The organism is Paenibacillus sp. FSL R5-0473, from assembly GCF_038004565.1.
Taxonomy (GTDB): Bacteria; Bacillota; Bacilli; order Paenibacillales; family Paenibacillaceae; genus Paenibacillus; species Paenibacillus amylolyticus.
Genome location: NZ_JBBORL010000001.1, coordinates 836,685 through 848,504 on the forward strand (window position 1 = coordinate 836,685; position 11,820 = coordinate 848,504).

Genomic DNA, 11,820 nt, shown 5'->3' on the forward strand with positions numbered 1-11,820 from the left:
TGATTTCTTTTTTCTATATCATTCATTTCAACGACGAATCAGTTATGCCTTTTCCAGCTTGGGATCAAGCGCATCACGCAGACCGTCACCGAGAAAGTTAAACGAAAGAACCAGCAGAATAATAGCCAAGCCTGGATAAATCGCCAGATAAGAGTGGGTCTCCAGGTATGTACTGCCGAGCTTCAGAATGTTACCCCATTCCGGAATATGCGGCTCCACGCCGAGTCCCAGATAACTCAAACTGCTGGTAGCGATAACCGCTCCACCAATCGTGAGTGTGGACTTGATAATCATGGGCGCAAGGGAGTTGGGAATAATGTGTTTGAAAATAATCGTACGATTGTTGTACCCCAGTGCACGTGCAGCTTCCACAAATTCAAAAGTAGATACATAGAGCACACTGGCTCTCATGGTACGGGCGTAAGTTGGGATCGAACCCAGACTCAGCGCCAGAATAAGATTGACCGTATTGGCTCCAAACGCCGCAATAATGGCAATGGCGAGCAGAATTCCCGGAATCGCATAGAGAATATCCAGCAGCCGCATGATGATGTTATCCGTATGCCTTCCGTAGAAGCCGGAGAATGCTCCGAGGACTCCACCGATCAACACAGGAATGATGGTCGACATGCAACCTACGATTAAGGAGATCCGGGCACCAAATACAATCCGGGAAAATAAACATCGTCCGAAGTCGTCCGTTCCCAAGGGATACGCAAGGGAAGGGGGTTGAAGCAGAGCGGAGTAGTTGTTTTCCACAGCCATGCTGTAATCAAAAGTAAAGAAGCTGCAAATCGATATCGAGAACAGAAAAATGATAAAAAACAAACCGGACATGGCAGTCATATTTGGAGCAAGTCGCTCCCACAGATCATTCCAGAAGTTTGATTTTTGTTTCCCCTGTCTGCGAATGCGCCCAATAATGGAAATGCCGAGCAATAGGGCAAATACATTACCTGTGATTGAGGTCAGAATCAGCACTACACTGACACCGATCATCCAGCGAGGGAGGATAGAGGTCGCGTTATATCGGGATACGATAATCAGTACGACCAGGTCGATGACCAGAATAAATATGAGCACCGCCATAGCTGGCAGAAAGTTGTCAGCCACATAAGGTTTGAAAACATTTAACGCAGATACACCGATGACGAACAGCTGGGTTAACAGCATATATACCGCAAAGGTGTACTCCACATTCCTGGCTTTTCGAATCAGATGAAAGGCTGCCGTTACGATAAATATATTGCCAGAAATGATGGCAAGTAGCTGAACCCAGGCTAACCTGCGGGTCAAAGTAGAGATCGTACCCGTACGGATCAAGTCTTTTCGAATCCGAAGGGTGATGACACTTTGGACCAGTGTGAAGAATACATAGATCCCAAGTATCGTTAGCAGAAATGGTTTGAACGTCTGCCCGCTCCAGTCATAACTGTTGAACAGCAACAAGGCAGTCAAGAGAAGGGACGTGATCCAGGCGAAGCTTGCCTGACTATATTCTCGAGAAGACTTAAGCCGGAAACGCATTTCTTGTGTTAAGGACGAGTTTGTCATAATACACCTGCTTTAAGAGGTAGTTCAACACACACTTTAATATTGTTTCATCTTGGAGCGCACTCTTGGATCAATAAAAGCGTACAGCAGATCAACCGCTACATTGATAATGGAGATCGTAATTGCTGTGTAGATTACTCCGCCCATGATACTCGGAATATCGGGGATGAATTGTTTATCCACAATATAGCTGCCGAGACCGCTGATATTAAACACTTTCTCCGTCACTGCTGCCCCGCCAAGCATGGCTCCGAATTGAAGTCCAACCACAGTTACGATTGGAATCAATGCATTACGTACAGCGTGTTTCAGCATGACCTGACGTTCGCTTAACCCCTTGGCGCGGGCGGTCATCACATAATCCTCATGAATGACTTCCAGTGTAGAAGACCGGGTCATTCGTGCCACCGCAGCCGTAAGTCCTGTGCCCAGCACAATGGTTGGCATAATGATCGACAGCCAGTTCTGCGGGTTGAAGGTGGCGGGAAGCCACTGTAATTTGATCGAAAAGTTCAGAATGAAAATAAGTCCTTGCCAGAAATTCGGGATCGATAATCCAATCAGAGCGATGAACATAAACGTATAATCGAACCATGAATTAGGCTTAATCGCTGAGATGATACCGATGGGCAATGCGATGACGAGTGCTAGCAGCAGGGAGATGACCGCCAGCGTCAATGTAATTGGAAACTTTCTTGCAATCGTTGCTGTTACGTCTTCATTTCCTGCAAAAGACTTGCCAAGATCGAAGAGAGCAACTCCCTTAATATTGTTCCAGAGCTGTGTAAGATAAGGCTGATCCAAGCCATACACCTGATTGAATGCTGCGATCTGTTCCTGCGTTGCTGTCTCTCCGAGAATGTTAGCTGCCGGGTTGAACGGAGACATATACAAAATCGTAAATACGAGTGTGGCTACGCCCAGAATGACAAATACCGTCATCAGTATTCTTTCAAATATGTACTTTAGATAAGGATTTCCATACAAAAAGAGGATGCCATACATCAGACAGCCAGGAATAATGGATATCGCGAAAAACCACGGTTTGTCGATAAGGGTGTGGAATGTATTGGCCATCGTAAGACGTTGACTTCCCTGTTCCTGAAGTATGCGAGAAGTCCGCTCCTTCAACTCTTTCTGAACCGTTTCTTCCAACCATTCCTCGGTCTGACGTCTGAATTCTTCCTCACTGACCTGCTGCTGGAAAAAACGATGTTTGCGTCGAAGCTGTTCTTCGACTTCCAACTTCAGCTTGTTCCGATAGGAAGAAGCGAGCAGTTCTTGCTCAGCCATCTGCCTGGCGGCTACCCAGCCGTCATTTTTTCGATTCGAACGCCATATTAGAAACACGACCAGATTGATCGGTAATCCAAGAATGAACAGAACATATCGGTAGGAAGGATGAAGCAGCATTTTGCCATAAATAAAACTTAAATTGTGCACCAACCGCGTGAGTCTGCTGCCTTCTGCAAGATTCAAACCAAGCGTGCCTCCTTTCATTCAGGTTTAAATTGCATTATTCCGATTGATATAGTATATATTATTTAGGGTCTAAACAATTGTCAAGGAATTAAATGGTATACATATGAGATAAGTGAATGTGAAATACGGATGAGAGCTGGTGATAACATGGAACCTTTATTGAAAGTTAATGATCTATCGGTCTCTTTTCATTCTGGAGAGAGTGAGTTTCATGCAGTACGAGAGGTAAGTTTTGAAGTGCGCAAAGGAGAGACACTAGGCATTGTAGGCGAATCGGGTAGTGGCAAGAGTGTAACCGCACGTTCCATTATGAGGCTGCTTGCATCGCCGCCTTCACAGATGAAAAATGGAGAGATTCTGTTCAAAGGGGTCGATCTGGCGAATAAAACGCAGAAAGAGATGGAGAGCATCCGTGGGCGTGATATTGGCATGATCTTTCAGGACCCGATGAGTTCTCTTAATCCGACTATTAAAGTGGGTAAACAGATCTCTGAAAGTCTGATCAAACATCAGAAGGTGTCCAAAAGGGAAGCCAAGAAACAGGCAATTGCCATGATGGAGCGGGTGGGGATAACTCGTAGTGAAATACGCTACAACCAATATCCACACGAATTCTCCGGAGGCATGCGTCAGCGGGTCATGATCGGTATTGCACTTGCTTGTCGTCCTGAATTGCTCATTGCCGATGAGCCGACAACCGCACTTGACGTTACGATTCAGGCACAAATTCTTAATTTGATGAAAGATATGCAGGACCAACTAGGCACATCGATTATCCTGATCACGCATGATTTGGGCGTAGTAGCAGGCATGTGTGATCGTGTTGTTGTTATGAAAGAAGGACAGATTGTGGAAACCGGGACAACAACAGAGATTTTTGCTAATCCCAAACACCCGTATACGATCAGACTTCTGAATGCATTACCACGTCTGGATCAGAAGAAAAAGCCCAAACCGGTATCGTTGGTCCCGAGAGATCTGGAAGACGATCAACCGTTGCTTGAGGTGAAATCACTCAGACAACATTTTAATCTGGGCAAAGGTAACACCTTAAAGGCTGTTAATGATATCAGTTTTCATATTCGTCAAGGAGAGACGCTTGGCGTTGTAGGGGAATCCGGTAGCGGAAAATCAACCACGGGCCGTGCGATTCTGCGATTGCATGAGCCAACAGGTGGAGATGTACTGTTTAAAGGAGTCCCGCTCAATCGTTTGTCGGCTTCGGAGATGAAAACGATGCGTAGACATATGCAAATCATCTTCCAAGACCCCTATGCATCTCTGAATCCCAAAATGAGGATTATGGATATCATTGGAGAAGCGCTTGATATTCATCAACTTGCAGGCACTGCCGCTCAGCGGGAAAAGCGTGTGGAGGAATTGCTGGAGATGGTGGGTCTTGATCCCACCCATGCGCAGCGTTATCCACATGAATTCTCGGGTGGGCAGAGACAGCGGATCGGTATTGCACGAGCTCTGGCTGTGGAACCTGAATTCATCGTATGTGATGAGCCATTGTCTGCACTGGATGTGTCGATACAGGCTCAGATCGTACAATTGCTTGAAGAGTTGCAGCAGCGACTCGGATTGACGTATCTCTTCATCGCGCATGACTTGTCCATGGTTAAACATATCAGTGATCGAGTGGCGGTGATGTATAACGGGAAAATTGTAGAGCTGGCGGAGAGTGAAGAACTTTATTCCAACCCGCAACATGCCTACACCAAGGCTTTGCTATCTGCTATTCCCGTGCCTGATCCGGCGGTAGAAGCGAAGAAAAAGAGACATGTTGTCAAAGAAACAACTAGAGAAAATGTTGAAGTAGAGGACCGTTATAATCTGGAACATTCCAAGTGGGTAGAAGTCACGGAAGGGCACTGGGTAGCCATATCTAGTTAGATAGTGCAATATATAGTCTGTTTCAACGACAAAAGAACCCCGACGATGATCTCCACAGATCGTTATCGGGGTTGAGTTATATGTTCTTCGTATAATGGCAGTAATCAAAAGCGATTATTTGAATTGAACCGATTTCTTGATGGTATCAATCTCGGCTTTGGTCTTATCATCCACGTAAGTGAATATGAAGTTGAAAGCATATCCTTCAATAATTGTACTATAGTAATCTTGAGTAACGGTTGAACCGTCACCTGGATCCATCGTGATTTGCATCAGATCCATCTCTTTACCACCGATGGTTTCCGTTGTCATTTCCTTATAATCGTAAGGGAACTGGCTATCCACCATGAATTTTTTGGTTGCTTCCAGGTAGTCTTTACCTGTACGAATGCCTTGCAACAAGCTTACTTTCTCAGCAACCGCAATTGCGGAAGGACCAACTTGGCCTGCATCTAATGGATACTTTGAAGCCATAAGCAGATTCAATGTTTTGGTCTGAGACAGTTCAATTTGTTTTTTCTTTGTTTCATCATCACCAGCAATCGCTTCGGATGAAGCACTTGTCAGCTCATTCATGCCTGCAGCATCCTGGAACTCCCAAGCTTCCGGAAATTTCAGAGATACGCCAAAATAGTCATTGGTGTAAGAACCTTTTTCCGTAGTCCCCAGCTCAACGTCTTGTGAATTATCAGTTTCCTTGGACTCTTCGCTTGCTGGTTCTGTGTTCTCTGTTTCTTCTGTATTGGCTGTATCAGAATCAGTACCTGTCGTTGTTTCTGTCGGGGTAGGCTCTTCTGTTGCGGCTGTGTTATCTGCTTTGTCACCGCAAGCGGCTGCAACCAGCATAATCATAATGAGCATGGCGAATAAAGAAGCTTTTTTTGGAATTGTCATATTACCCTCCTGAAATGTGTGTGTGTGTTTCTCTCTCTACATGTTGCCTGCTTCCTAAATTGTAGCACAAACGTTCTCATATACTACCTATAGGAATCTATAGGGGTCTTCTATACATAAGACATTCGGCTGGCAATTGAAACAGCTTCTGTGCTGGATTGCACACCTAATTTGTTAAAAATCACTTTTTTGTGATGATTCACGGTGCATTCCTTGATCTTTAATTTCAAAGCAATGGCTTTTACCGTGAGGCCTCCGGCTATCATCTCCAGAATGGTTAACTGACGCTCGGTGAACTCCACCGCCGGTTTGTCGCACACTTCAGCAGTCTGTTGACTCTGATAACAGTTCTGCATGTACGCTGGAATTAGCTTGGCAATGGCGATCAGTTCACCTTGCATATTTGCATTAATGGTGGACACATCCAGATAACCTACATGTTGCGATCCCATGAACAGAGGTGCGGCGTAACAATGCCAGCTTTGAAAATAAGGACTTTCATGCTGCTCGGGCAGCAGCACTACAGGCTCGTTGCTGTCCATCGTTACAGATATGGCGTTAACTCCACAGCTCTGTGCAGTGAAGAACATGCCCGGACGAATGGGAGAATCTTCTACTACAGCTTTAAGATCTGAACTGTAATTCATCGAGAGGAGCACACCGTTGCTATCTGTGAGTAGAAACAGATAAGTGCCCGTTAAATTCTCTTGGATAACCGAGATACTGTTCTGGAATGCATGAATCAGGAAATGATTGATTTTACGAAGCCTGTCCAGACTGGGTTTTGGTAAATAGTCGAACGGAGCCGTTCCTGCTGCATGCGAGCAAGTCGGAGACTCTTCGTGTCGTGAGGCAAATGTAATGGCAGGCATGTTGTTTCCTCCTTGCTGCACAGTTCTCATCCAATCGTTTGAATGACGTGTCCTTCTTGGTCCTTGATTTCTGTTCTAACAATCTGAACGAGAATATGATCCAATGAAGTTATCTCGAATGTTCCTTCAAACGGGCGAAGGTTCTCTGCCAGCTTATCAACAATTTGTTTGTTCACCGTCAGGGTAACTTGTCTGTCCGATTCCAATACAGCTGGATGTTCTCCTGCTTCGAACAGAATATTAGTATCCGGTCCGATCAAGGATAGAGAGGCACCTTTCGAAATTCGGCTACGAAGGATGGTGCCAACTAGTACGGCTTGTTTGGCTCCAAGCTGGAGTTTGGCCGGAACCGATTTTTGCAGCATTTTTTTGCGAGGAGATTCCCAAGCCAGTTGTTGTATGAATAAAAATGCTGTGCTGGACCCGTCCTGCTCCATTCCATCCTCAACCGCTTGTATAACCGAAGGAATATCTGCGTACGAATTTCTCATCAGATCCGTCACATATTTGGGCATGAACATGGAGGAGGCAGACAGGAAGCCATGAGCATTCCAACTTTGAATCATTTCCAGTTCCCGACCTGTAATGCCAACCATCTGAATAAATTGCACTGAACCATTAGGCGTTGAGACCGCGGGTAGGTCCGGATCTTCAATAAACGAGAGAGCAGTCAGCAAAGTATCGGATTCCAGACAGATGGGGCCATTGGCGTCCATGTAATCCCCTGGCTGAAAGATATTTCCGCTGTTGAACACGTATCGTCCTACATTCTGTAACAGATTCAGCGCCCAGGCTGGCGGATCAGTCTCTGCTTCACTGCGTGTAAGACGAAAGGTGATTTCAAATCCATACCCGCTTTTGGATGCATCCTGCATCTCTTTTTCATATAATTCTGAGAAACCGTAGGTAACAAAATGCCAGTGAGGCATAGGTGTGTTCACCTCATAAACGCTAATGCCATCGAGTGGATCGGGACCTCCAAGAATATATGGAAGGGCAGTGCCGTAGTGTTTTGGCTCTTGTTCCCCATACAATTCACGCATGGATTGATCAATCGCATCCCAACCGGATGTGTTTTCTTCCTGAGTCATTATTGAATCCTCCTTGACTGTTCTTTCCCCCGAAAAACATTTAAAATTAAGTCTACCTGTTACAGAAACGGATTCAAGCGGCTTAAGGATGAATTGTGTCAGATAGGACTTGGGTGTTATTAATTGCAATTCAGGGAGTGAAATTACATGAGTATGAAAGGTATCTATTTAAAGGAGTTTAATCATACAAGCTGGGACTCATTTTCCGAAGGGTTTGAAGAACTTGGACAAAAGTTGGACCCCGCGTGGGTAGAACGTGCGCGATTACAAGGGATTCCGGCAGATATAAGTCGGGTGCTTTTGTGTGAAATGGGGGAGTACGTTTTTGAATGGATAGCGAAAGATATCCCGGCTTTAGGGGACAAAAGTCCCGCCGCTTACCTGGAAACGGAGGAGGGAGCGCAGGCATTAAGGGCAGCCATTATGCGTATGCCACGTTAATTTCTCTGATAAAGAGGTGTGCGAACGATCAGTTGATCCAGTGAAGTTGATTTTGCAAAATAGATATGTTACGCTTACATTACAAGAGCAAACACAACAGAATATGCAATAACATCTTTTGATGGATTGTAACTGTGAAGACAGGCAAAACCTAAACTGATGGTGAAATGAAAGCTCCTTTTTTTGGTGCTATTTTACCTTGAGTTTAGGTTTTTCTTGTTTTCTGCTCTAAATCACACCATTTTTCACCTGGAAAAACCAAAATAAATTTCGAAAAGAGGTTGTTGTTCATGACCACGGCAAAAAAAGGATTCCCCGAAAACTTCCTATGGGGCGGCGCTACAGCTGCCAATCAATTGGAGGGTGCATTCGATAAGGACGGCAAAGGCCTCTCCACAGCGGACATGATCGCTCATGTTCCCAAAGAGAAGCGTACAGGCGGACATGCTATGGAAATTTCCTCTTCCCGAATCGAAGAGATCCTCTCCGGCAAATTTGAAGAACGTTTCCCGAAACGTTTTGGTATCGATTTCTACCATCACTTTAGAGAAGATATTGCATTGTTCGCTGAAATGGGCTTCAAAGTATTCCGTTTGTCCATTCACTGGGCACGTATTTTCCCGAACGGTTATGATCAAGAGCCGAATGAAGCAGGCTTGAAATTCTATGATGAAGTATTCGACGAATTGTTGAAATATGGCATCGAGCCGCTCGTTACATTGTCTCACTATGAGACACCGCTTGGCTTGACGCAAAAATATAACGGCTGGGCTGGCCGTGAAGTAATCCAGCACTATGTTCGGTATGCAGAAACGGTGTTCAACCGTTATAAAAATAAAGTGAAATACTGGCTGACGTTTAATGAAATTAACGTAATGCTGTTCAGCCCATACACTGGCGGCGGCATTCTGATCGATAAAGTGGACAACAAACTGCAAACCACTTATCAAGCGCTGCATCACCAATTTGTAGCAAGTGCATTGGTAACGAAGCTTGCTCACGAGATTATGCCTGGTTCCCAAGTGGGTTGTATGCTTGCTCGTATGGAAACTTATGCAGCAACATGTAATCCGGTAGATGTTCGTCTGGCTCAACACGAGAATCAGATTAACCTCTTCTTCACGGACATGCATGCTCGTGGTAAATACCCGAACTACATGGCTCGTTATTTTGAAGAAAACGACATCGTGATCCAAAAAGAAGCAGGCGATGACGAGATCTTGCTGAACAATACCGTTGATTTCATCTCCTTCAGCTACTACATGTCCGTAACCAAATCTGCATCTGCAGACAAGGAAGAAACATCGGGTAACCTGACTGGCGGCGTGAAAAACCCTTATCTGGAAGCATCCGACTGGGGCTGGGAGATCGATCCTGTCGGTCTGCGCGTAACCTTGAACAACTTCTGGGATCGTTACCAGAAACCATTGTTCATCGTAGAAAATGGTCTGGGTGCATATGACCGTGTTGAAGAAGACGGTTCGATCCATGACTCCTATCGTGTGGATTACCTGAAAAAACACATCGAACAAATGAAAGAAGCCATCAAAGATGGCGTTGATCTGATTGGATTTACAGCATGGGGCCCGATTGACCTTGTGAGCATGTCCACTTCCGAAATGTCCAAACGTTATGGTTTCATCTACGTGGATCTGGATGACGAAGGTAACGGAACACTCAAACGTTCCAAAAAGGATTCATTCGAATGGTACAAAAACGTAATCTCCAGTAATGGTGAGCAACTGTAGTTCTCACGTTTTCTGAGCGGGCAAACCTGATATAACAGTTAGTGTTTAATGGAATTTAATGTTCCTGAGGGCCTGCTGATTAGCGTTTGTCCGCTTTTTTATGTGCTGCAAACATTACATATGGAGGGATATCTTTTGAAAAGATGGAGTATGAACACAAAAAGTATGGGATGGATGCTTGCCCTGACACTAAGTCTGAGTGTGATCTGGCCAGCAACCGTTGGTGCGGAAAGCACCCAGGTTACTCAAATCCAGGCCAATACCTATGTTGGTGATCCTGGAGAGATGGTAGAGTCCTTTGACATTACTGTAGCGAATCCGGAGAAATATCAGAATCTGAAAGCTTCAGACTTCGAAATTACTGGCAATTATGATGGCTATCCTTTAAATAAAGCGGAAGAGATCATACAAAATGAGTATGAAGATGACGGAATAAAATTGACAATTACGGATCATACCATCCATATGGCGGTAAAGCCTTTTAAATATCCAGGTGGATTTAAGTCAGCATTTGCAGTCAAAAGCAAGGCGTATCCTGAACTTTCTTTTGACGATAAAAATGTAAATGTAGTCAAAACGCGTACGGTCGATGAGTTTGAAAAAGGACAATTTACAGGCAGTAATGGTGCGAACTTGTCCTATCAACTGAAACGAAGCACGTCCGAAGAACCGAAGCCGCTCATGGTATGGCTCCATGGTGGTGGCGAAGTTGGTACGGACGGGCGCAGCCATCTTACTGCAAATCGTGGAGCTGTAGTCTGGACGGAATCGGGGTATGATACTTCCGTACTGGCCGTACAGTATCCTGAGAATTACAGCTTCAAAATCTATGATAACCCGGAGCAACTGGCCCAGATGCAGGCGTACTTCGTGGCGCAGTATGAGTTGATTCAGAAGCTGGTTGCTGAAGGTGAAGTTGATCCGAATCGGATCTATCTGTCTGGTGTTTCCAGTGGCGGTGGTGGTGCCTTCCGTTTCTTGACACAATATCCCGATCTGTTTGCTGGAGCGATTATTGTAGCGGCCAAGGATACGGTAGCGGATTACACCGGATCTGTAGAAGCATTCAAAAAAGAACTGAAAGATATTGTGGATGTTCCAGTATGGATTATGCATGCCAAAAATGATCCAACCACTGACAGCCGGACAAGCTCTTTGGCTTATCAGGCTTTGACTGAGCTTGGAGCCAAGCATGTCAATATGACGCTGTATGACGATGCATACATGGATAGCCAAAGACTGTACGGTGGCATGAAGCATTGGTCATGGGTACCGGCTTTTGACAACAAAGAAGTACTTGCCGACCTGTTCCAACTAAGCAAAGGGACTTCAGGGGAACAGGATGGAGGTAACATAGAGCATGGAACAAAACCAACTGAGCCTGTGACAAGAGCGCAGATCGCCCTCGTGCTTGCCGACAAGTTAAATCTTCCTGAAGTATCCGAATCTGTTTACCCGTACACAGATTCTGCTCCTGAATGGGCTCGTCAGGCCATTGCAACAGTGACCAAGGCAGGATTGATGAAAGGTGTCAGCAATCAGATATTTGCCTCGGGAGAGGAAGTAACACGTGCACAGATGGCAGTGATCGTAGACCATATTTTGACGAGTCGCGTCTGGAATGCTGCAGACGAGTCAACTGTAGTATTGTTCAAGGATTTGAATGATAAGCATTGGGCTTATGAAGCCGTTCAAAATAGTGCCAAAGCCGGTATTATGTCCGGTATGTCCAAAGATCAATTTGATTCATCGAAGTCGGTTACAGGTGCTCAGCTGGAGCTGATTCTGCAACGATTGGAACAATTGCCAACAAACTAAGTTCAATAACCAACTTTATAA

9 protein-coding genes are annotated in these 11,820 nt (G+C 45.2%); 4 read left to right on the forward strand and 5 right to left on the reverse strand.

Going from position 1 to position 11,820, the window contains the following annotated elements:
• Positions 1 to 42: 42 nt before the first annotated feature.
• Both MKY28_RS03725 and MKY28_RS03730 read right to left on the reverse strand, forming a co-directional pair.
• Positions 43 to 1,554 (reverse strand): ABC transporter permease, encoded by a 1,512-nt coding sequence (locus tag MKY28_RS03725; protein ID WP_076328215.1) that lies wholly within the window; start codon positions 1,552 to 1,554, stop codon positions 43 to 45.
• Positions 1,555 to 1,590: 36 nt separating this feature from the next.
• The gene (locus MKY28_RS03730) at positions 1,591 to 3,033 is read right to left on the reverse strand and encodes an ABC transporter permease subunit (RefSeq protein ID WP_340934967.1); all 1,443 of its coding nucleotides are present in this window, start codon (positions 3,031 to 3,033) and stop codon (positions 1,591 to 1,593) included.
• A 150-nt stretch (positions 3,034 to 3,183) separates the two neighbouring features.
• Here MKY28_RS03730 and MKY28_RS03735 point away from each other — a divergent pair, with 150 nt between their 5' ends.
• Positions 3,184 to 4,935, forward strand: coding sequence for an ABC transporter ATP-binding protein (locus MKY28_RS03735; protein ID WP_340018102.1), 1,752 nt, complete (start codon positions 3,184 to 3,186; stop codon positions 4,933 to 4,935).
• A 114-nt stretch (positions 4,936 to 5,049) separates the two neighbouring features.
• Here MKY28_RS03735 and MKY28_RS03740 read toward each other — a convergent pair whose 3' ends face one another.
• From MKY28_RS03740 to MKY28_RS03750, 3 genes are all read right to left on the reverse strand, one after another.
• Positions 5,050 to 5,829, reverse strand: coding sequence for a hypothetical protein (locus MKY28_RS03740; protein ID WP_340031002.1), 780 nt, complete (start codon positions 5,827 to 5,829; stop codon positions 5,050 to 5,052).
• A 110-nt stretch (positions 5,830 to 5,939) separates the two neighbouring features.
• Entirely contained in the window at positions 5,940 to 6,701 is a 762-nt protein-coding gene (locus MKY28_RS03745; protein WP_338706764.1) for a LuxR C-terminal-related transcriptional regulator, read from the reverse strand.
• 26 nt (positions 6,702 to 6,727) lie between these two features.
• Positions 6,728 to 7,792, reverse strand: a complete 1,065-nt coding sequence (locus MKY28_RS03750) for a suppressor of fused domain protein (RefSeq protein WP_340934969.1) — start codon at positions 7,790 to 7,792, stop codon at positions 6,728 to 6,730.
• Positions 7,793 to 7,939: 147 nt separating this feature from the next.
• Here MKY28_RS03750 and MKY28_RS03755 point away from each other — a divergent pair, with 147 nt between their 5' ends.
• The 3 genes from MKY28_RS03755 to MKY28_RS03765 all read left to right on the forward strand — a co-directional run bounded on the left by MKY28_RS03755 (position 7,940) and on the right by MKY28_RS03765 (position 11,799).
• Entirely contained in the window at positions 7,940 to 8,233 is a 294-nt protein-coding gene (locus MKY28_RS03755; protein ID WP_051447477.1) for an antitoxin Xre/MbcA/ParS toxin-binding domain-containing protein, read from the forward strand.
• A 290-nt stretch (positions 8,234 to 8,523) separates the two neighbouring features.
• Entirely contained in the window at positions 8,524 to 9,981 is a 1,458-nt protein-coding gene (locus MKY28_RS03760; RefSeq protein ID WP_340934972.1) for a glycoside hydrolase family 1 protein, read from the forward strand.
• Between the two features lie 135 nt (positions 9,982 to 10,116).
• Positions 10,117 to 11,799, forward strand: coding sequence for an S-layer homology domain-containing protein (locus MKY28_RS03765; RefSeq protein WP_340934973.1), 1,683 nt, complete (start codon positions 10,117 to 10,119; stop codon positions 11,797 to 11,799).
• Positions 11,800 to 11,820: the final 21 nt, after the last annotated feature.